At 61.6% G+C, this 21,710-nt stretch carries 19 protein-coding genes; 2 read left to right on the top strand and 17 right to left on the bottom strand.

Going from position 1 to position 21,710, the window contains the following annotated elements:
• Window positions 1–3: 3 nt before the first annotated feature.
• The 15 genes from IAE37_RS15040 to IAE37_RS14970 all read right to left on the bottom strand — a co-directional run bounded on the left by IAE37_RS15040 (window position 4) and on the right by IAE37_RS14970 (window position 14,983).
• Window positions 4–309, bottom strand: a complete 306-nt coding sequence (locus IAE37_RS15040) for an STAS domain-containing protein (RefSeq protein WP_201174820.1) — start codon at window positions 307–309, stop codon at window positions 4–6.
• A gap of 230 nt (window positions 310–539) precedes the next feature.
• On the bottom strand, window positions 540–992 hold the full coding sequence (fliJ, locus tag IAE37_RS15035; RefSeq protein WP_201174819.1) for a flagellar export protein FliJ: 453 nt from the start codon (window positions 990–992) through the stop codon (window positions 540–542).
• 6 nt (window positions 993–998) lie between these two features.
• Window positions 999–2,357, bottom strand: coding sequence for a flagellar protein export ATPase FliI (gene fliI / locus IAE37_RS15030; protein ID WP_201174818.1), 1,359 nt, complete (start codon window positions 2,355–2,357; stop codon window positions 999–1,001).
• Entirely contained in the window at window positions 2,347–3,108 is a 762-nt protein-coding gene (fliH, locus tag IAE37_RS15025; protein WP_201174817.1) for a flagellar assembly protein FliH, read from the bottom strand. Before fliH ends, fliI begins: the two co-directional genes overlap by 11 nt.
• Before the next feature lie 147 nt (window positions 3,109–3,255).
• Entirely contained in the window at window positions 3,256–4,275 is a 1,020-nt protein-coding gene (fliG, locus tag IAE37_RS15020) for a flagellar motor switch protein FliG (RefSeq protein ID WP_201174816.1), read from the bottom strand.
• A complete protein-coding gene (fliF, locus tag IAE37_RS15015; protein ID WP_201174815.1) occupies window positions 4,268–6,043 on the bottom strand; it encodes a flagellar basal-body MS-ring/collar protein FliF in 1,776 nt (591 codons plus the stop codon). The genes fliG and fliF overlap by 8 nt, the downstream gene beginning before the upstream one ends.
• Window positions 6,044–6,058: 15 nt before the next feature.
• The gene (gene fliE / locus IAE37_RS15010) at window positions 6,059–6,391 is read right to left on the bottom strand and encodes a flagellar hook-basal body complex protein FliE (protein WP_201174813.1); all 333 of its coding nucleotides are present in this window, start codon (window positions 6,389–6,391) and stop codon (window positions 6,059–6,061) included.
• 102 nt (window positions 6,392–6,493) lie between these two features.
• Complete coding sequence (locus IAE37_RS15005) at window positions 6,494–7,867, bottom strand: sigma-54-dependent transcriptional regulator (protein ID WP_201174812.1); 1,374 nt, start codon at window positions 7,865–7,867, stop codon at window positions 6,494–6,496.
• Window positions 7,867–9,075, bottom strand: coding sequence for a sensor histidine kinase (locus IAE37_RS15000; protein WP_201174810.1), 1,209 nt, complete (start codon window positions 9,073–9,075; stop codon window positions 7,867–7,869). Before IAE37_RS15000 ends, IAE37_RS15005 begins: the two co-directional genes overlap by 1 nt.
• Before the next feature lie 193 nt (window positions 9,076–9,268).
• Window positions 9,269–10,744 (bottom strand): transcriptional regulator FleQ, encoded by a 1,476-nt coding sequence (fleQ, locus tag IAE37_RS14995; RefSeq protein ID WP_201174808.1) that lies wholly within the window; start codon window positions 10,742–10,744, stop codon window positions 9,269–9,271.
• A gap of 340 nt (window positions 10,745–11,084) precedes the next feature.
• On the bottom strand, window positions 11,085–11,417 hold the full coding sequence (locus tag IAE37_RS14990; protein ID WP_201174806.1) for a flagellar protein FliT: 333 nt from the start codon (window positions 11,415–11,417) through the stop codon (window positions 11,085–11,087).
• Window positions 11,414–11,812: a flagellar export chaperone FliS gene (gene fliS, locus IAE37_RS14985; RefSeq protein WP_201174804.1), complete on the bottom strand. Its 399-nt coding sequence runs from the start codon at window positions 11,810–11,812 to the stop codon at window positions 11,414–11,416. The genes IAE37_RS14990 and fliS overlap by 4 nt, the downstream gene beginning before the upstream one ends.
• A 99-nt stretch (window positions 11,813–11,911) precedes the next feature.
• Window positions 11,912–13,321: a flagellar filament capping protein FliD gene (gene fliD / locus IAE37_RS14980; RefSeq protein ID WP_201174801.1), complete on the bottom strand. Its 1,410-nt coding sequence runs from the start codon at window positions 13,319–13,321 to the stop codon at window positions 11,912–11,914.
• 96 nt (window positions 13,322–13,417) lie between these two features.
• A complete protein-coding gene (locus IAE37_RS14975; RefSeq protein ID WP_201174799.1) occupies window positions 13,418–13,768 on the bottom strand; it encodes a flagellar protein FlaG in 351 nt (116 codons plus the stop codon).
• Window positions 13,769–13,843: 75 nt separating this feature from the next.
• The gene (locus IAE37_RS14970; RefSeq protein ID WP_201174797.1) at window positions 13,844–14,983 is read right to left on the bottom strand and encodes a flagellin N-terminal helical domain-containing protein; all 1,140 of its coding nucleotides are present in this window, start codon (window positions 14,981–14,983) and stop codon (window positions 13,844–13,846) included.
• Window positions 14,984–15,317: 334 nt separating this feature from the next.
• Between IAE37_RS14970 and IAE37_RS14965 the strand changes: the two genes are divergently transcribed.
• Together IAE37_RS14965 and IAE37_RS14960 are read left to right on the top strand one after the other, a co-directional pair.
• The gene (locus IAE37_RS14965) at window positions 15,318–16,958 is read left to right on the top strand and encodes a tetratricopeptide repeat protein (protein ID WP_201174795.1); all 1,641 of its coding nucleotides are present in this window, start codon (window positions 15,318–15,320) and stop codon (window positions 16,956–16,958) included.
• A 21-nt stretch (window positions 16,959–16,979) separates the two neighbouring features.
• Complete coding sequence (locus IAE37_RS14960) at window positions 16,980–18,839, top strand: FkbM family methyltransferase (RefSeq protein ID WP_201174793.1); 1,860 nt, start codon at window positions 16,980–16,982, stop codon at window positions 18,837–18,839.
• Between the two features lie 95 nt (window positions 18,840–18,934).
• Here IAE37_RS14960 and IAE37_RS14955 read toward each other — a convergent pair whose 3' ends face one another.
• Together IAE37_RS14955 and IAE37_RS14950 are read right to left on the bottom strand one after the other, a co-directional pair.
• Entirely contained in the window at window positions 18,935–19,864 is a 930-nt protein-coding gene (locus tag IAE37_RS14955) for a ketoacyl-ACP synthase III (RefSeq protein WP_201174791.1), read from the bottom strand.
• 267 nt (window positions 19,865–20,131) lie between these two features.
• Window positions 20,132–21,700: a flagellar hook-associated protein 3 gene (locus IAE37_RS14950; protein WP_201174790.1), complete on the bottom strand. Its 1,569-nt coding sequence runs from the start codon at window positions 21,698–21,700 to the stop codon at window positions 20,132–20,134.
• Window positions 21,701–21,710 lie beyond the last annotated feature (10 nt).

The raw sequence follows: 21,710 nt of genomic DNA, 5'->3' as shown, positions 1-21,710 counted from the left end.
GGCTCAACTGATATCGAACAGCTTGTCGAAATTGGAGATGGCGAGGATCTTGCGCACGTCCGAATTGGCGTGCACCACGCTCACTTCCGCCTCGTCGCCGCCCACGTGGTCGCGCAGCAATAGCAGCATGCCCAGCGCGGAGCTGTCGAGGTAGGTGGTGTCCTTGAGGTCGACGACCACGAAGTCGGGCTTGCGATTCTGGCGTTCGTAGGCCTCCCGGAACTCCTGGTGGCGGCCAAAATCGAAGCGGCCCTTGATCCTGATCGTCAGTTTTTTCCCATCCTGCGAAAAATCGGTTTCGACGGCCATGCTAGCGATTCCTTCGATGATGGCGGATACCCGTCTTGAAGGTTTAGCAGGCACTGACAGAGCTTGCAAACCGTTGCGGCGCGGGCGGTTGACTATTGTTCAGGCCCGATCCCGAGGATTTGCGCCAACCCTGTAGGAGCGGGTTTACCCGCGAAGCAGACACCGCGGTGCCAGGCACGGGCTACGCCCGTGTTCGCGGACAAATCCGCTCCTACAGGAACTGTGCAGGATCAGAAATGGTTCTGCCGTGGCAGGCGCTGCGACAACTCGTCGAGCAGGCGCTGCTCGCGCTTGTCCTCTGCGCGCCTTGCTTCGTCCAGGTAGCGCTGCACCAGCTTGCGTAACCCCTCGACCCGGGCATGGGCCTTCTGCCAGGTGCCACGGGCATTGTTGAGGTTGTTCTGGTGCCAGTGCAGGCTCTGGCGCTGCTGGGTCATGGCCGTTTCCAGCTGGCCGAGGAAGCGCTGGTAGTTGAGCAGCCAGCTGCCATCGACGCCCTGCCCGCCACGGGTGATCCACTGCGCCTGGTACCCCTCGCGGAAGCTCTCGAGCTCGGCCAGCTTGGCCTGGGACTGCGCCACCAACTGCTGGAAATGCCCCAGCCGCTGGGCGGCCTTGCGCTCGGTCTCTTCGGCCATGTTGACCACCGGCGCCAGGCGCGCGGCACGGCTGGGCGTGGACATGGCCTATCAGTGACCCGCCGGAGGCGTGAAGATCGCCTCCAGCTCGGCGCGGCACTGGGCCATACCGGCATGTTCGTCGAGCCCCTGGCGCAGGTAGTCGACCAGCTTGGACTGCAAGGCGATGGCCAGGTCGGTCTCCGGGTCGCCACCGGCCACGTAGGCACCGACGCTGATCAGGTCGCGGCTCTGCGACAGGCGTGCCCACAGCTGCTTGAACTTCTGCGCCTGGCGCAGGTGATCGGCATCGACCACCTGCGGCATGACCCGGCTGATCGACGCCTCGATGTCGATGGCGGGGTAATGGCCTTCCTCGGCCAGGCGCCGCGACAGCACGAAGTGGCCGTCGAGCACGCCGCGCGCCGAGTCGGCGATCGGGTCCTGCTGGTCGTCGCCTTCGGACAGTACCGTATAGAACGCGGTGATCGAGCCGCCGCCGGCCTCGCCATTACCGGCGCGCTCGACCAGCTTGGGCAGCTTGGCGAACACCGACGGCGGATAACCACGGGTAGCCGGCGGCTCGCCGATGGCCAGGGCGATTTCCCGCTGGGCCTGGGCGAACCGGGTCAGCGAGTCCATCAGCAGCAGGACGTTCTTGCCCTTGTCACGGAAGTACTCGGCGATCCGCGTGCAGTACATGGCCGCGCGCAAACGCATCAATGGCGCGTCGTCGGCGGGCGATGCGACCACCACCGAGCGCTTGAGCCCCTCCTCGCCGAGGATGTGCTCGATGAATTCCTTGACCTCGCGGCCCCGCTCGCCGATCAGGCCGACGACGATGATGTCGGCCTCGGTGAAGCGGGTCATCATGCCCAGCAACACCGACTTGCCGACACCGGTCCCGGCGAACAGGCCCAGGCGCTGGCCGCGGCCGACGGTGAGCAGGCCGTTGATGCTGCGAATGCCCACGTCCAGCGGCTGGCTGATCGGGTCGCGGTTGAGCGGGTTGATCACCGGGCCATCCATCGGTACCCAGTCCTCGGCCTTCATCCCGCCCTTGCCATCCAGCGCACGGCCGGCACCGTCGAGCACCCGACCGAGCATGCTCATGCCCATCGGCAGGCGGCCGCTGTCGTCCAGCGGTACCACCCGGGCACCGGGGGCGATGCCGGCGATGCTGCCGACCGGCATCAGGAACACCTTGCTGCCAGCAAAGCCCATCACCTCAGCCTCGACCTGCACCGGGTGGTAGCTATCGTCGTTGATCACCAGGCAACGCCCGCCCACCGCGGCCCGCAGGCCTTCGGCTTCGAGGGTGAGGCCGACCATGCGCAGCAGGCGGCCTTCGACCACCGGCTGAACCGGCAGCTCGATCGCCTCGGCGTAGGTGCCCAGGCGCTTGCCGAAGCTGGTCCGACTAAGGCGCATCGGCCGCGTCCAGGTCGATGCGCATGTCCGCCGCCGCTGGGTGCAGGGCCTGGTCGTGCAGTTGGTCGAACAGCTGCGCGACGGCTTTCTCGATGCGCGTTTCCATGGTCGCATCGACCCGGCTATGCAAGGTTTCGATACGGCAGCCACCGGGCAGCAGGGCCTCGTCCTCGAGCAGCTTCCACTGCTCTTCATGGCGCTCGCGCAGGGCCTTGGCCAGCTCGAAGTCCTGCGGGTTCAGATGGATGCGGATATTCTCGGCGCCCATCGGCAGCAGCTTCAGCGCTTCGCGCAGCACGTGGGTGATCTGGCTGGAATCGGTGCGTAGCTCGCGACCGATGACCTGGCGGGTCATGTGCGCGACCAGATGCACCAGGGTCTGTTCGATCTGCGTGTCCTGCTCGGCGATCGGCGCCAGCAGGTGGCCCATCAAGCGCTCCAGGCTGCCGAGCTTGGCATTCAAGGCCTTCTCGGCTTCCTCGCGGACCTTGATCTGGGTGCTGTGGAAACCCTCGCGCTCGCCTGTGGCGAAGCCCTCGTTGTAGGCCTCCTGGCGGATGGCCTCGAGTTCCTCGAGGGTCAGCGGCTGGACTTCTTCCAGCGGCACTTCCTCGATTTCCTCGATGACCTCCGGTTCCGGCTCGGGTTCGGGTTCCGGCTCCGGGTCGAAGCTGGGCAGCGCCCAGACGTCGACGCCTTCGAGGTCGCCGGCACGGATCAGGTCGCTGGGATGCTGTTCTTTGCTTGGCATGTGCTCACGTACTCAAAAAGCATGCTCCCCCCTGTGGGAGCGGGTTTACCCGCGAATGCGTCGGCAGGAACAACTTCAGTGCCTGGGCTGGCGCATTCGCGGGTAAACCCGCTCCTACAGGGATTGCGCCAGCTTTTGCACCGTTGCTTAGATCATTTCCTCGGCACCCTTGCCACCCAGCACGATCTCGCCGGCGTCGGCCATGCGGCGGGCAATGGTGAGGATTTCCTTCTGCGCGGTCTCGACGTCGCTGACACGCACCGGGCCCTTGGCCTCGAGGTCGTCGCGCAGCAGTTCCGAAGCACGCTTGGACATGTTCTTGAAGATCTTGTCCTTGACCCGTTCGTCGGCGCCCTTGAGCGACACCACCAGCACGTCCGACGACACCTCGCGCAGCAGCGCCTGGATACCACGGTCGTCGACATCGGCCAGGTTGTTGAAGACGAACATCAGGTCTTCGATCTGCTCCGACAGGTCGTTGTCGATCTCGCGGATCGAGTCCATCAACGCGCCTTCGACAGAGCTGTCGAGGAAGTTCATGATGTCGGCAGCACGCTTGATGCCACCCAGGGTGGTGCGCGCGGCGTTGGAGTTGCCCGAGAACTGCTTCTCGAGGATCAGGTTCAGTTCCTTGAGCGCGGCTGGCTGCACGGTATTGAGCGACGAGACGCGCAGGATGATGTCCAGGCGCACCTTGTGGTCGAAGTTGCTCAGCACTTCACCGGCCTGGTCGGGGTCGAGGTAGGCGACCACGATGGCCTGGATCTGCGGGTGCTCGTAGCGGATGACGTCGGCCACGGCACGCGGCTCCATCCACTTGAGGCTGTCCAGGCCGCTGGTGTTGCCACCGAGCAGGATGCGGTCGATCAGGCCGTTGGCCTTGTCCTCGCCCAATGCCTGGTTGAGCATCTTGCGGATGTAGCCGTCGGAGCCCACGCCCAGGCTGGTCTGCTCGCCGACCACCTCGACGAACTCGCTCATCACCTGCTCGACCTGATCGCGGTGCACGTTGCCCATTTGCGCCATGGCCACGCCGACCCGCTGCACTTCCTTGGGGCCCATGTGGCGCAGCACCTGCGCGGCATCGGTCTCGCCCAGCGAGAGCAGCAGGATGGCCGCCTTGTCGACGCGGCTCAGCTTGGCGGTAACGGCTCGGTTGTCACTCATCGGCGTTGATCCACTCTTTCACGACCTGGGCCACGCGGCCCGGGTCTTCGGCCACGAGGCCCTTGATTGCGTTGAGCTGCGCCTCGTAGCCCTCGGTCGGGCTCGGCAACAGAATGCTTGTCGGGCCACCCAGGCTGACGCGGTCGTTGGCCAGTTCGCCATCCAGACCGATCATGCCGCCCAGTTCCGTGTCGCTGTCCGTGGCAGCCTGCTTGCCGCCGCCAGTGATGTTGTTGAGCACAGGACGCAGCACACCGAACACCAGCACCAGGATGAACACCACGCCCAGCACCTGCTTGACGATGTCCCAGAACCACGGCTGCGAGTAGAACGGAATGTCGGCCAGCTCTTCGCCACGGTCGGCGGAGAACGGTACGTTGATCACCGTCACGCTGTCGCCACGGCTGGCGTCGAAACCGACTGCGTCCTGCACCAGGCGGGTGAAGCGCGCCAAATCTTCGGCGCCCCACGGGGTGCGGGTGGTCTCGCCATTGGCGTCGACCTTGGCCTGGTCGTCGACCACCACCGCCACCGACAGGCGGGTCAGGCGACCTTGCTGTTGGCGGGTGTGGCTGATCGAACGGTCCAGCTCGAAGTTCTTGGTGGTCTGCACGCGCTTGTCGGCCGGGTACGGCGCCAGCATCGGCTGGCCAGTGGCCGGGTCCATGATCTGCTGGCCGTTGGCGTCCACCAGCGGCTGGCCGGGCTGGATGGCGCCGGCGGCCGGCGCTGCGCCGGTAGCGTTTTCCGGCGCCGAGGCACCGGCCGGCGGCTGGTTGCTCAGCGCGCCCGGCACGCCTTGCGGGCCCTGGCTGCTGGAGCGCTGCTCGTTGACCGACTGCTCGCTGCGCAGCGCCGGCTGGTCTGGGTTGAACTGCTCGGAGGTCGACTCGACCGCGCTGAAGTCGAGGTCGGCGGACACTTCGGCCTTGTAGCGGTCGTTGCCCAGCACCGGCTGCAGAATGTTGTGCACACGCTGGGTGAGCAGGCTTTCCATACGGCGGCTGTAATCGAACTGCTTGCCGGCCATGGTCAGGGCGTTGTCCTGCAACTGGTCGGAGAGCAGGTTGCCCTTCTGGTCGACCACGGTCACCTGGGACTTGTCCAGTTCCGGCACGCTGGTGGCCACCAGGTTGACGATGGCCATCACCTGGCCGGCGTCCAAGGCGCGGCCCGGGTAAAGCTCGACCAGCACCGAGGCACTGGGCTTGCGCTCGTCACGCACGAACACCGAGCTTTTCGGAATGGCCAGGTGCACGCGGGCGGCCTTGACGTTGTTGAGGCTCGACACGGTACGCGCCAGCTCGCCTTCCAGGCCGCGACGGTAGCGGGTGGCTTCCATGAACTGGCTGGTGCCCAGGCCCTGATCCTTGTCGAGCAGCTCGAAGCCGACATTGCCGTCGCTCGGCGCAACACCTGCGGCCGCCAGTTTCAGGCGCGCACGGGAGAGGTCGTCGGCCTTGACCAGCAGGGCGCCGGAGTTGGGTTCCACGTTGTACGGAATGTCGGCTGCGGCCAGGGTGTCCATGACCTGCTTGGTGTCCATGCCCGCCAGGCTACCGTACAGCGGCCGGTAGTCCGGCTGCTGCGACCAGAGCACCACGGCGAAGCCGATGGCCACGCTGGCGGCCAGACCGACCAGCAGGCCGACCTGCCGCAACATGGGCATCTGCGAGATGTTTTCCAGGAACAACATGCCGAACAGCGGCGGCTTGGACGCTGGTGGGCCGCTCTTGGCGGGGGCGTTATCGACGACTGCTTCGGCCATGACTTACTTCCGTCCTCAAACCGGCATCTGCATGATGTCCTGGTACGCCTGGACCAGCTTGTTGCGTACCTGGGTCAACGCCTGCATGGACACGCTGGCCTTCTGCGAGGCGATCATCACGTCGGTCAGGTCGACACCGCTCTTGCCGATCTCGAAGGCATTGGCCAGCTGGGTCGAGGCCTGCTGGGTCGCGTCCACCTTGCCAATCGCCTGGCCGAGCATGTCGGCGAAGCTGCTCTGGCCCTGCGCCAACTCAGGGGCGGCAGTGGCTTTTGGCAGCGACATGGCATCGGCCTGCATGGCCCGCATGTCCAACATCAGACGATTGAATTCAACACCTTGGCTCATGAACTTCTCTCTCCGGCGGCCGCATTTTTTTGACACGCATGCGGCGGATAGCCTGGTGCTAGCAACAAGAGTGCCAGCCCGCTGCTCGATTGCTTAATTGGTTTAGCCGTACAGGCTGGCTTCCACGTCCAGGCCGGCGTCGCGCATCTGCGCGAGCTTGTAGCGCAGGGTGCGCGGGCTGATGCCGAGACGCTCGGCGGCTTCCTTGCGGCGGCCGCGCTCGGCGCGCAGGGTGTCGATGATCATCTGGAATTCGTGGCGGCGCATGTCGCCACCGAGGTCGCCCGGCGCCTCGGCAGCCTCGAGCGCTGCCGGTGCAGTGGCGGCCGGACGGCCTGCCGACAAGGGAATGGCGCCGGCCAGACAGAAATCCGCCGCTTCGATGACGCCGCCCTGCTGCAGGATCAGCGCCCGCTGCAAGGCGTTGTCCAGTTCACGTACGTTGCCCGGCCAGGCATGGGCCTGCAGGCAGGCGCGGGCATCGGCCGACAGGCGCACCGGCGCGTGCTTCATCTTCGCCACGTGGCGTGCCAGCAAGCGCTCGGCCAACGGCAGGATATCCCCGGTGCGCTCGCGCAGCGGCTGCCAGGCCAGCGGGAACACCGACAGGCGATAGTACAGGTCTTCGCGGAAGCGCCCAGCCGCCACTTCCCCGGCAAGGTCGCGGTTGGTGGTGGCGAGCACGCGGATGTCCAGGGGGATCGGCTTGCGCCCACCCACCCGCTCGACCTCGCGTTCCTGCAGCACGCGCAGCAGCTTGGCCTGCAACCCCAGGGGCATTTCGGAAATCTCGTCGAGCAGCAGGGTGCCGCCCTCGGCCTGCTCGAACTTGCCCGCCTGGGCGGCGATGGCGCCGGTGAAGGCGCCCTTCTCATGGCCGAACAGGGTAGCTTCGAGCATGTTGTCGGGGATCGCCGCGCAGTTGATCGCAACGAAAGGCTGGGCCGCACGGGGCGATTGCTGGTGGATGAAGCGCGCCAGCACCTCCTTGCCGGTGCCCGATTCGCCGGACACCAGCACGGTCGAGTCGCTGCGCGCCACGCGAGCCGCCAGGTCCAGCAACTGGCGGCTGGCCGCTTCACAGGCCACCGGCCCCTCCTCGTCCGCCACCCCGGCGCCGCCGGCATGGCGTTGCACCAGGCTCAGCAAGGCCTTGGGCTCGAACGGCTTGACCAGGTAGTCGGCGGCGCCCTGGCGCATGGCCTCGACCGCGCGCTCGACCGCCGCGTGGGCGGTCATCAGCAGCACCGGCAACTGCGGGTGCTGGCGGCGCAGCTGGGCTAGCAACTGGTGGCCGTCCATGCCCGGCATGTTGACGTCGCTGACCACCAGGCTGAAAGGTTCGGCCTTCACCGCTTCCAGCGCCTCCTCGGCACTGCCCACGGCGCGGTAGGCGAAGCCGCCGATCTCCAGGGTATCGCCCAGGGCCTGGCGCAGCACCCGGTCGTCCTCGACCAGCAGCACGTTGATGCCCATCACTTGGCCTCCGTGGCAATCAGCGGCAGCAGCACCTTCACGCAAGTGCCGCGACCGACCTTGGAACGCAGCTCGACCCGGCCCTGATGGGCACGCACCACGGCCTTGACCACCGCCAGGCCGAGGCCGGTGCCGGTGGATTTGGTGGTCAGGAACGGCTCGCCCAGGCGTTCGAGCAACTCGGCGGCGACACCACTGCCGGCATCACTGATGCACAGGTGCAGGGTCTGCTCGCGGCGGTACAGGTGAACCTTGAGCCGAGCGGGATCGGCGCTGGCCTGCACGGCGTTCTCGATCAGGTTGAGCACGGCGCCGACCAGGGTGTCGCGATTGCACAGCAACTCACCCAGGTGACTGTCGCACTGCCAGCGCACGGCGTGGCCCTGCACGTGAGGCTGGGCCGCCTGCTGCAAGGCCTGGAACAGCGCCTTGGGAGTAACCCGGTCGCCCAGTGGCAGCTCGCCACGGGCGAACACCAGCATGTCGCGCACCTGGTGTTCCAGCTCGTGCAGGCGCTCCTTGAGGTTGGCGGCGAAGCGCTGGCGGGTTTCCGGGGCCAGGGTCTGCAGGTCGTCGGCCAGGTGGCTGGCGTAGAGCATGGCAGCGGACAGCGGCGTGCGGATCTGGTGGGCCAGCGAGGCGACCATGCGGCCCAGCGACGACAGGCGCTCATGGCGCGCCAACTGGTCTTGCAGGCGACGGGTTTCAGTCAGGTCGTTGAGCAGCACCAACTGGCCGGGCTCGGCATCCAGCGAGCGGGTGGCGATGGACAGGCGGCGGCCATCGCGCAGCGAGACTTCATGGCCGTCGTCCTTGCGCGGGGCGAAGCTGCGAGCGATGACCTGGCGCCACAGCTGGCCGACCAGGGGTTCGCCGAGCAGGCCGCAGGCAGCGGGGTTGGCCTCGCGCACCAGGCCCTGGCCGTCGATCACGATCACCCCACCCGGGAGCAGATCGAGCAGATGCTGCAGGCGGTTGGCCAGGCGCTCCTTTTCGCCCAGCTCGGCCATGCGCTGGGCACTGACCACCGCCAGCTCGCCCTTGAGCTCGCTGACGCGGGCTTCGAGCATGCTGTAGGACTGGGTGAGCTGGGTGGACATCTGGTTGAACAGGGCGAAGGCCTGCTCGAGCCCCTGTCGACTTTCCTGCTCGATCGGGGTACGCCCCTGCGGATCGGGGGCTCGGGAAAAGTGGGCGGCCTGGGGCATCGTGCTCTCTCGCGTGGCTGACCGTCATAAAAACGGTGTGTTGCCAGCGGTAGTGCAATAGCCGTGCCGGGGATGGGGGTTTGTGGGTTTGTGGTTGGCAGGCCTGGCCTCTTCGCGGGTAAACCCGCTCCTACAGAAGAGCGCGTAACGCCTGTAGGAGCGGGTTTACCCGCGAAGGGCGCGGCGTGGACCGTCAGTCCTCCGCCGACTCCTCGCCACCCTGCCGGCTCATGCCGTACTTGCGCATCTTCTCCACCAGGGTGGTGCGGCGAATACGCAAGCGCTCGGCCGCACGCGCCACGATGCCGTTGGCATCGTCCAGCGCCTGCTGGATCAACCCCTGCTCGAGGCTGCCGAGGTAGTCCTTGAGGTCCAGCCCCTCGGGCGGCAGCATCGCGTGGCTGCCCAGGTTCGGCGCATGGCCGTTGATCGCCACGCGCTCTTCCAGGTCGCTGCGCAGGCTGTCGACCATCTGCTCGTCTTCGTCGTCGATGTAGCGGAATTTCTTCGGCAGCTCCGACACCCCGATCACCCCGTACGGGTGCATGATCGCCATGCGCTCGACCAGGTTGGCCAGCTCGCGGACGTTACCCGGCCAGCCGTGGCGGCACAGCGACATGATCGACGCCGAGTTGAAGCGGATCGAGCCGCGCTTCTCGTGCTCCATGCGCGAGATCAGCTCGTTCATCAGCAGCGGGATGTCTTCCACGCGCTCACGCAGCGGCGCCATCTCGATGGGGAACACGTTGAGCCGGTAGTACAGGTCTTCGCGGAAGGTCCCGTCCTCGATCATGGCTTCGAGGTTCTTGTGGGTCGCGGCGATGATGCGCACGTCGATGCTCTGGGTCTTGTTGCTGCCCACGCGTTCGAAGGTGCGTTCCTGCAGCACGCGCAGCAACTTGACCTGCATCGGCAGCGGCATGTCGCCGATCTCGTCGAGGAACAGGGTACCGCCGTTGGCCAGTTCGAAGCGCCCGGCGCGGCTGGTGATGGCCCCGGTGAACGCGCCCTTCTCGTGGCCGAACAGTTCGCTTTCCAGCAACTCGGCCGGGATCGCCCCGCAGTTGACCGGCACGAACGGCGCTTCGCGGCGCTTGGAATGGTAGTGCAGGTTGCGCGCCACCACTTCCTTGCCGGTGCCCGACTCGCCGAGGATCAGCACGCTGGCGTCGGTGTCGGCCACCTGCTGCATCATCTGCCGCACATGCTGGATGGCACGGCTGGTGCCGACCAGGCTACGGAACAGGTTGGGCTCGCGCTGGCGGCCGCGCTCGCGGGCCTGGTCGTACATCTCGCGGTAGACCTGGGCGCGGTGCAGGGTGTCGAGCAGTTGGCTGTAGCTGGGCGGCATCTCCAGGTTGGCCAGCACACGGCGGCGCAGGTCGTCCGGAAACTCAGCCGAAGAAATTTCGCCTAAAAGCAGAACGGGAAGGAACTCATCCCACCCGACCACGGTCTTAAGCAGCCCAAGCACGTTGCCTGGGGAGTTGACGGTGCCGATGAGCACGCACAGCACTTCGCGGCTGGAAGACAACGAAGCCACCGCCTGCTGCCAGTCATGGCTGGAGCAGGGGATGTTTTCTTCCCCGAGGAAATTCAGGACCACCGCCAGATCGCGGCGGCGGGCGCTGTCGTCATCGATCAGGAGAATCTTGGTTTCACGCCACATGCAATAGCAACTTCCCTAGTCAATTCTCGGCGCCAAAGGGCGTAGTTAGCTCAAAGCCGACCGGTCGGTCATGATTTGATGCCGGAAATGGTTAAATAGACACTAGTTAAGTCGAAAATCTGTAAAGGTCAATTTTATGGCGCCCGGATGGGGCGTTTCGAGTTAACTGAACAGATGGTATACCTTGGCGGCGCATTTTGCTTGGCGTTTCAGGGTCATTTCGTCATAAAAAAAGCAATACTGATTTCACTTGGCGCCGGATGATTGACTTTACCTATCTTTACACAGCCAGATCTTGACATATCACGACGCTGACCCTACTGCGCCCAACAATACTGCTTCAGCGACGCGCGCCCGAGAACAGGCTGTAGACCTTCGCCTGGCTCGTTGACTTGCGATATTCGGACATCTCCCGGGCAATGGCCTGGCGCGCCTCGCTCACATCCGCGACCAGCGAGCGATAGAGTTCGAGAAGGCCTTCAAGGTCATCGCGCAGCTTCTCACGATCAAGACCCGGCTCACCCAGCACCGCCTCGACGCACGCGCGGCATTCGACGTCCAGCGCCCCGACCGCCTCCCAGTCCTCCCGGGCCAGCGCATCGGCCAACGCCGCACGAGCGGCACTGACCCGCTGCGAGACGCTGAGGTCCGAGTCGTCGAGGATCGGGCTCATGGGGCCACCGCCGCTTGCTGGGCAATGCCGTCCCAGCCCATCTTCAGCTCCACCAAGACCTTGGTTACTTCGTCGAGCGCCTGGATGCTGTTGTTGCGGTTGGCTTCGACCAGATGACGGGTCATGAAATCGTAAAGACGCGCATAATCGTTGGCCAGCTCACCACCCTGCTTGAAGTCCAGTGCTTCGCGCAGGCCGGCGATGATGTCCAGCGCCTTGGCGATCAGCTTGGCCTTCTCGAACATCTCACCGCGCTCCATGCAGCCACGCGCCTGGGCGATGCGGCTCAGGCCGCCCTCCATCAGCAGCTGGATCAGCCGATGCGGGGAAGCGTCGTGGATTTCGGATTGGGTGTTGACGTTGCGGTATTGGCGAAGCGCGGCCATACGGTTCATTGCGGTGCCCCTGTGGAATTCTATTGGCGATGATCGCCACTGAACATTGTATCGACATCGAGGGGGCTTTCTTTACCCCCGCGAGGTCGATGCACCCGATCAGTCGTCCGAACTGGCATTGTTCAGCGCGTTCAGGGTGGTCATCACGCTGGTACTCGTAGCCGTGAGCTGCGCCACGAGGGTGTCCATCGCGTTGTACTTGGCGTACATGGTCGCCTCGTATTTGGTGATCCGGCGGTCCAGGTTGGTCTGCTGCGTGGCCAGGTCGGACAACGTGTCGTTCAGCGAGTCGGTGCGCTGGTCCAGCAGGCCATCATCGGCCACGTAGAGATCCAGCGTCGAAGACATCCGCGACAACAGGCCATTGGTACCGGTGAAGAAGCTTTCGACAGAGGCAGCATTCTTTTCCAGCGCCGCCTCCAGATCATCCTCATCGATAGAGAGGGTGCCATCGTTTTGGGTCGAAACGCCCAACTGCGAAAGGAGCTTGAGCGTGCCGCCATCGCCAGAGCTGCTAACCAATTGGTTACGCAGGCTGTTGACGATGTTACGCACGCTCGAATCACTGGTCAGGGCTGCGGCCGTGGTCGTCGCATTGCCATCGTCATCGGTGCCCGAGGTCACCGTGGTCAGCGTCTTGATGCTGGACATCAATGAGTTGTAGGCATCGACGAACGAAGTGATCGACTCTTTCAGGCCATCGGTGTTGGTATCGACGGTGATGGTCGACTTGGTGTCGTCTTCCAGCAGGGTGAACTCGACACCGCTGATGGCGGTGGTGATCTCGTTGGTGGCACTTTTCATCGACAGGCCATCGATGGTGTACACCGCATCGGCTGCCGGCTCGACTACATACCCCCCCGTGGAGTCGGACGCTTTGGCGCCCGCGGCGATCCCCAGCGCGCTCAACGCAGTGGAGTTCGTAGTCAGGGTGATGTCAGTGCCTTCACCGGTGTTCGTGGAGCTCAGCACTAGGCGCTGGCCTTCGGAGTCGGAAATGATGTTGGCAGTGATGCCGCTGTCTTTGAGCTGAGTGTTGATACTGTCGCGAATGTCCGACAACGTGGCGCCGCTGGCGACCTTGATGGTCGTCGTCGATGCAGAACTGGCCGCCCCTGCACCCTGCGAGATGGTGAACGTACCCGCACCGAAGGTGGTGCCAGTCGAAATGTATTGGGTCGCGACCTTGGAGCTGGTAGCGATCGAAGTCGTCTTGATGACGTAGGTACCGGACGCCGCGCCAGCGCCGACCTTGGCGGTGAGCGCCTCTTCATTGGAGGACTTGGCGGTCATACCGGTGAACGAGCTGTTCTCGGCCAGGTCCGACATCGCCGTCTGGAACTTGGACAGCGCGCTTTTCAGTGTGCCGATGGCCGACAGGCTGGTAGTGGCCTTGGTCGTGGCGGTATCGATCTGGCTTTGCTTCGGCGCCTTTTGCGCCGAGACCAGGGCAGAGACGATCGAGTCGATATCGATGCCGGAACCGACCCCGTTAACGGAAGTGCCCATTGCTCAGGCTCCCTATCAAAAATTGGCGCTTAGCGCTGCTCATGTGGCGGATTCATGACGTATGGCCGCTTGGCATACAAGATCCGCGCCACTCCCTCAAGCCATGTCGTTGAACAGTAGCCCGTCGGCGTCCTTCAGACTTTGCGCCAGTTTCAGCGCCACTTCCGAAGGGATCTGGCGAATAACCTCCCCGGTATCGCTAGCCACGACCTTCACCACCGTCTGGCCGGAGCCCTCATCGATGGAAAAGTCCAAGTTGCGATGGGAAGACTGAGCGAGCTTTTGCAGGCTTTCGACCGCCTGGTCCAGCGTCTGGATGGCGCTTTCCGAGGCGTCCTGCCCAGCATCAGGCTGAATCCCAGCATCCGGCCGCCCCTGGGCGGAACCGACCGCCGCAGCGGAGGCGAGATTACTGGATGCCGCATTCACATTGAGATTTATGTCCATGGATCACATCCCTCAAACCGGAAGCAAGAAAGGGCGCGAGGCGCCCTTTCTCATCTTTTAGCCGTTAGGCCGGTATTACTGCAGCAGCTTCAGAACAGCGGAAGGCAGCTGGTTGGCCTGAGCCAGAACAGCGGTAGCGGCGGACTGCAGGGTCTGCTGCTTGGTCATCTCGGCGGTTTCGGCCGCGAAGTCGACGTCCTGAATGGTCGACAGAGCAGCGGTGGCGCTCTCGGCGACGTTCTGCAGGTTCGAGATGGTGCTGTCCAGACGGTTCTGGATGGCACCCAGAGCCGAACGCTGGGTGTCGATTTGCTTCAGGGCGGCGTCGATGACCTGCGTGGCTTCCTGCGCGGAGCCTGCATCAGCAATGCTGAGGCTTTGAACGGTGTACGAAGTAGAAGTTGCAGCTTGAGCAGCAGCAGTTAGAGAGCTACCACCCACAGTACCACTGACGGTCGCAATATCCTCACCCGAAGTCAGCACGATATCGCCACCACCGCTCTTCAGGGTCGCGGTAACGCCGCTCACGTTGGTGTTGATTGCGGCGACCAAATCACCCATGGTCGAGCCCGACGCGATGGTCACTTCAACACCTGCCACAGTGACCGTTGCACCTGCGGTCAGCACGGAACTAGCGGACATGCCAGTCAGGCCAAGGTTCATCGAAGCAATGGACGCAGTACCTTTGAGCGCTTTAGCGCTCATGTCACTCAGAGTGAACGAAACGGTTTCATTGGCGTTAGCACCAACTTGGAAGGTCAAGGTGCCCTGGTTGCCAGCGGAACCATCCAGGAGGTTGATACCTGAGTTACCGCCACCGAAGGTAGTTGTTTTGGAGATACGGGTCAGTTCAGCTGTCAGCGACTTGAACTCCTGGTTCAGAGCGCCCTGATCTTCTGCACTGTTGGAGCCGTTAGCCGACTGCAGAGACAACTCACGCATACGCTGCAGAATCGAGGTCGACTCTTGCAGAGCGCCTTCAGCAGCTGTAGCGATCGAGTTGGCGTCTTGGGCGTTCTTGATCGCAACGTTCAAGCCATTGGTCTGGCTGGTCAGACGGTTGGAGATCTGCGAACCCGCTGCGTCGTCCTTGGCGCTGTTGATGCGCAGACCAGTCGACAGACGAGTCATCGAAGTAGTCAGCGAGTCGGATGCTTTGGTCAGGTTCTTTTGAACCGACAGGGAGGCAATGTTGGTGTTGACGGTAAGAGCCATGACATTTTCCTTGCAGTAGGTCAATCGGCGAAATGGGTTCCTGGGCTGAAGGAGCAGCTTGCTCCGAGGTTGCCGTCCAGAACCGTCATAGGGGTTATCGTCGTAATGGCCATCGGCTTTAGTTTTTTTTTTACGATGTTAGTCATGCCCGCATCATCGCCACTAAAAATCCTTAAAATTCAGTCACTTAAATTCACAAAAAAGCTGTCCTGCCAGCCCTTTGACCTACGGATACTCAATCGAGTGATCCTAAGAGAACATCAGGGCGTGGCCTCATTTTTGCTTGCGCACGTATACGCAAGTCAATTTCACGCCACCTATGAGCACCCGCCCCATGCCTCAGAATGCTGCCCACTCCGAGCTGCGAAAAATCAGCACAGCACTTCAGCAAGCTGAAAAGACTGGCAACCACCAAGCACAGATCCGGCTTCTCGAGAAAATCATCAAGCTAACCCCCGATGCCGCCTTGGCACATGCACAGTTGGCGCAAGTCTTTTTCCAAATCGATGATGACCAATCAGGTGCAGCAGCAGCAGTTCGAGCTTTGGAGCTTCCGCCATCGCTGGAAGTGGACATGCTGTTATCTCAGTACCTTTATAAAAGCGCGACACTACTGAGAGACCTTGACTTAGCCGAACAGTGGTTCAATCAATCACCCAACATTTATCGATTCAAGCTTCTTTATGAGATCACTTTAACGCTGGATATTCGAGAGCGCGCAGAAGCTCCTCTTCACACTCTGCTCAGCCAGCAGTTATCGAGCAAAGATCAAGCACAACTGATCGGGGTGCTGGGCCAGGTACATTTCAGCAAGGGCGAATTCCATGACGCCGTTGCATGCTATCAGCTCGCGGCACAAATAGAGCCGGACAATATTTCAAACTTGTTCAACCTCGGAATGATGTACGAACAAATTGGACGCTATGACGAGTCGCTTAAGAATTATAAGCTGGCATTAGCTAAAGATCCTGAACACCCCGGCACCCATAACAACCTCGCCTTATTGATGTTACGGCTAATGCAGTTCGAAGAAGGGTGGCGCCATCACGAATGGCGCTGGGCAATCCCCGGTCAGAGCCAGTTTTACCAGCAGTTCAACATCCCCCGGTGGCGAGGCGAGTCGCTGGAAGGGAAGTCCTTGATTGTCTGGGCTGAACAAGGTATCGGCGACCACATCATGTACGGTAGCCTGTTAGATGACCTCCTGAAGAGAGGTGGGACAGTTCACTACGAAATCTACGCTCGATTAGATGATCTGTTTGCGCGAACCTACCCAGATGTGAATTTCATTCGAGGCAAGGAAGAAGGACAAGAGTTTGCAAATGGCGTGCACTTATTCAAGCACAGCTGGCCCACCAGCGACTACCAGATACCACTTGCTAGCCTTCCAGGTATCTTACGCCCTCACATCGAAACCTTCCCCGTACGCGAAAGTTTTCTGACTGCTGATCTTGAAGAAACGGCAGAGTTTAGCTCACGTTACGCGAATCAATTTGCAGACAAACGCTTGATAGGTATCTCTTGGCGCGGAGGTAAAACCATTCTTACCGAGCGCCAAAGCCGCCGCATCCGTCTCGAGACCCTGAAGCTCTTGCAGACCCTCCCAAGTATCCAGTTGATCGATCTGCAATATGACAGCACCCCCGAGGAGCGAGAAGAGGCCGCATCCTTGGGCCTGAACCTCTATCACGACGACAGCGTAGACGCTCGGATCAATTTGGATCGACAGGCCTCTCAAATCGCGGCCCTCGATGCCGTCATAAGCATTGACAACACCACCGTCCATCTCGCGGGAGCGCTGGGCATCCCCACATTCGCCCTCCTTCCGCTGAATCCCAATTGGCGCTGGGGGCTAGAGGAAGGCCGAAGCTACTGGTACAGCAGTGTAAGACTTTTCCGGAACCGCGAGATGTCTGATTGGACAGAAGCACTTGCGCGTGTATGTCAGGCTTTGAAAGACGAAAATCTCGTCTAACCTTGTAAACAGGAATTTTAAATGAAGTGCTGCGTCATTATCCCCGTTGGACCTGGCCATCAGGAGCTTGCCCAACGCGCCGCCCAATCCGTGGCGCAAGCCATCGAGACCGGCACCGGACCTTTTGAAGAGGTTACCCTGCACCTGCAAGATGACAGTCTGGGCCAAGGGCGTTCTCGCGCACGGAATCAAGCCGTGGAGAGCGCTATTGCCACTAAGGCTGAATGGATATTTTTCCTTGATGCCGACGACCTAATGGCACCTGAGGCTTTTCAGCTGATTGAAGGGAAAACTGAAGATAATGATGGAATTTGGGGCGCCATTTACACCGCCAATCCGATCACCGGGGAGATAGCTCGCCGACAGAGCGAGATTAGCCCAATAGATAGTTTCGAGCAGGTGCTGCTCAATCACCCGTTCAATACGCTGCAATTCGGACACTTCATCCGTGCCACGGTCGCGCAGGGAGAGCCTTTCAATATTGAAATGGATTGCGGCGAGGATGTCGATTATTATCTGCGGGTCTGGAGTCGATACCGTTGCATTAAGCTGGCGGAGCCGCTTTTTTACAACGTCCGCGGCCAACATTCCACCGGTCCTCGCGCGGCCACTGGTCAGGACTGGAGCGCCATTGTCCCCGAAGTCTTCAGCGCTTTTTGTAATGCAAACGAAGTGATCGCTGCGGTCCCATTCTATGGTCAGGAGGTGAAGTTCCGGCTGAGCAACACGCTTGACTTCGTCCAGAATCAGCTTGCACGAGAGCAGTTCTTTGAATTGCGAGAGCTTACTGAGACTCTGTTGGTACTGCCCCGGCAGGCTCGGATCTTTGACGTCGGTGCGAATATTGGGAACCATGCGCTGTTCTTCAGCGTGATTGGTGATGCAGCATATATCCATTGTTTCGAGCCGGCACAAATCACTGCCGACCTACTCCAAGCGAACTTCGCCCTTAACGAAATCCCGGAGGATCGCTTTGCAATAGAACGTATCGGTGTAGGAGCAGGTCCCGCCAGAGCCAGCTATGACATGCTGGACCCTGCGAATCTCGGCGCAACGAGCTTGAAACGAGACACCGAAGGCGAACTGGAAATCGACTCTCTGGACAACCGCCACCCCACTGCCACGATAGACCTGCTCAAGGTCGACGCCCAAGGGATGGAGATGGAAGTACTGGCAGGCGCAGCCGAGCTGATCAAGCGCAATAAGCCAATCCTGCTGATTGAAGTATCCAACACCAACAAGGGAGAGTTCTTGGCGTGGGTCGCTAGAAACGAATATCGCGTTCATCGGGCGTTCGAGCTGGTTAATGCCTCAAATTATCTCCTCGCGCCACGAAAGCTCCGTGACGGATTCTACGATCAAGGCGTGGCAGCAACTCGGGACTGGAAACCCAAAGCTCCACTCGCCCAAGACCAAGCGCCTTGCGGTTGGTCAATCAACGAGTTCTTCGAAGGCTATTTGCAGCGCCGGCGCACACTGGAGCTCCTTGTCTCTGGCGAACAGCTGATTGCGCTTGAGCTGACATCCGGCCTTCAAGAGCGTCTTCCTAACGGTACGCAGGACTTCGGCCGTCGCTTCCCTGGAAGCATCGTCCTGCTCGGCGAGCTCCTCGGCCAGATCACCGATGGTTTGCTGTCAAATATCCTCGACGGTCTGGCACGGTCGACTCAGGAAATCATCCTTTTTGATCTGATGGACGCCCGCTGGGACCGCGCTTTCAAGCTCAACCACCGCTACCGCGATGCCGAGTGGTACATCTGTCAGCTAAGCCGCCGCGGCTATCGCTTGCATAACTACCACAAGCTGCCACACAAGGCGGCCTTGGGCGCAGGAGAACAGCTCGATAGCCGAATCACCCTGCTCCATTTCAAGAAAGGCTGAGATGCAAAAAGGCCGTGATCCTGGGATCACGGCCTTTTTCGTTGGTCTGTCGAAGCCCTCAGGGTCTAAACCATCAGCACACGACTTGATTCAACTCAAGCCCGCTCGATAATCGCCGACCCCCACGACAACCCCACCCCAAACCCACTGATCGCCACACGCTTCCAGCTCGAGTCGAACATGTGCTTTTCCAGCAACAACGGAATACTCGAAGACACAGTATTCCCCGTCTCGACCATATCCTTGACGAACTTCTCTGGCTGCCCTTCCTCGAACCGCCGCGCCACCGCATCGACGATCGCCGCGCTGCCTTGGTGGATGCAGTAGGCATCGATATCGGTCGATTGCAGGTTCGAATCGCCCAGCAGTTCGTGAAGGTGCGCCGGAACTTTGACCAGGGCGAAGTTGAACACCTGGCGGCCGTTCATGAAGAACGTGCCATCGCTGACTTTAAGGTGCGGTGCGCCGCTACCATCGGTACCGAACTTGGCCTTGCCCAGCACCCAGGTCGGCTGCTCGCCCATCCAGGTGACGGTAGCGGCATCGCCGAACAGCATGGTGGTATTGCGGTCTTCCGGGTCGACGATCTTCGAGTAAGGATCGGCGGTGATCAGCAGGCCATTTTTCAGGCCTGCCGCTTCCATGAAGCCTTTCATCGCATAGATGCCGTAGACATAACCCGAACAGCCCAGCGAGATATCGAACGCAGCGATGTGCGTGGGCAGGCCGAGCTTGGCCTGGACGATGGCCGCGGTGTGCGGCAAACCTTCTTCATCGCCGTTCTGGGTCACGACGATCAGGGCATCGATGGACTCGGGGTCCAGTTCCGGATGATTGGCGAACAGTTTCTGAACCGCTTCGACGCACAGGTCGGAGGTTTCCTGGTCGTCATCCTTGCGCGGCAGGAAGGCCGAGCCGATCTTTCCGAGGATGAAGGTTTCATCCTTGCCGAATTTGGCGCCTTGGGCGTAGTTGTCGAGACCGGCGGAGGGCACGTAGCTCGCGATGCTTTTAATGCCAATCATTCTGGCTTCCCAATACTGAATAGCTAAAGATCACCACTCACCTGAACGGAGCGGTGCCTGGGCGGCGGGCCGGGTTGCGCAGGGTGGGCAGATATCCCCGAAACACCTGGCTGTATGGGCCCGTTTACACAATACAGTGAAGATGCGCGTTTTGACCCATAGGTCACAACCGGTATGGGACGTCACATCCGAACATCAAGATACAAAAAAGCCGAAACGAGCGCCTCTTTTTAATCAAAAAGTAGCAGCTCGTTTCGGCTTGGCGGGTCAGATCTTGTCGAACAGGCTCAGTTGCGAGATGCGCGAGAAGGCCAACTGCGCGGCTTGCAGCATGGTTTGCTGGAGCGTCAACTGGACGCTGGCCTCAGCCATGTCGGTGTCGGCGATGGACGATTGGGTCGCCGCGTTGACCAGGCCAAGGCTGGAGTTTTCGGTGGTCTGGATATCCAGGGCGTTGCCCCGGGCACCGATCGAGCCGCGCACGATGTCGATCTGCGCGCTGGCCGAGTCGAGGTTGCCGATAGCCGAGGCGACAGCGTTGGTAATCGACAACGACGTGGCACCGTCGGCGGTCGACTGGTTCAGCGCATTCTTCAGGGTATTGAGCGTATTGAGCACGTTCTGCGTTTCGTGTGCATCCGCCGAAACCGTGAACTTGTCACCCACCGCCGGAGTGCCCGAAATATCCAGCGAGACGCCCGCTACGGTAATCGTCGACCCGCTCACCGTGCCGGTGCCGATGGCCTTGCTCGAGTCGGTCAGCGGCGCGGCGTAAACCTCATAAGCAGTAGCACTGGTGAACTTGATCACCGCACCGCCTTCCGGGAAGCCCGCCGCATATGCGGCGTTATCGGTGACCGAGCCACCGGTGACCTGGGCCGTCGAGGTGTTGCTGGGCAGGCGATTGGCAGTGATGGTGTCCGGGATGCTCGACAGGGTGAAGCTGTACTGGCCGACGAGCGTATCGGCATCGGCCGCCTGGTCGTCGTCCAGGGTCACGTTGACCGCATACTCCACGCCACGGAAGGTGAAGTTGGTGCCGGCTTCGTCATCGGGGTCGATGAGGCCACCCGTGCTGGTTTCCGAGGTCACATCGTTGCCCGAGGCATCGGTCACCGTGAACTCGGTACTGCTGGTGAACGTCACGGTATAGGGCTCACCCGCGACATAGCTGCTGTTGTAGCTGCGCGAGGAGGTCAGGGTACCGGAGGTCAGGGTCAGGATACCCTCGTCCGTGGTCGGCGAGACCTGCGCTGCCTGGGTACGGGAGACGTTGGTGGCCTGCTCGAACGTGCTATAGCCGGTGTCGTTGGTGGCGATACTCAGGGTATCGGACACCTGCAGGCTCAACTGGGTCTGGTCGCCCTGGTAGGTGTAGCTGCCGTCGGCGTTACGCACGTAAGGCTGGGTCGAGCTCTTGGAGCCGGCGAAGATATAGTTGCCGTTGGAGTCCTTGCTGTTGAGCAGGCTGAAAACAGTGTCTTCGATCTGGCTGATCTCGCTGGCGATGGACGCACGGTCTTCGTCGGTGAGCGCACCGCTGCCGGCACGCAATGCCAGCTCACGGGCACGCTGCAACGAGTCGGTGATGCTGGAGAGGATCGATTCCTCGTTATTCAGCGCATTGGTCGCCGTGGTGATGTTGCCGTTGTACTGATCGAGCAAGGCACTCTGCTGCTGCAGCTTGAGCAGCTTGGCAGCGCCGACTGGATCATCCGCCGCGGTCTGGATACGCGTGCCCGACGAGATCTGCTCCTGGGTCTTGGTCACCGAAGCGAACGCCTTGGAGTAGCTGGTCATGCTGTTGGCGAAGTACTGGTTGGTGGAAATACGCATGATCGCCCTC

The organism is Pseudomonas sp. S31 (assembly GCF_016648105.1).
Taxonomy (GTDB): domain Bacteria; phylum Pseudomonadota; class Gammaproteobacteria; order Pseudomonadales; family Pseudomonadaceae; genus Aquipseudomonas.
The sequence above is the reverse complement of the archived record's forward strand: the minus strand, read 5'-3'. Positions and strand labels throughout refer to the sequence as shown.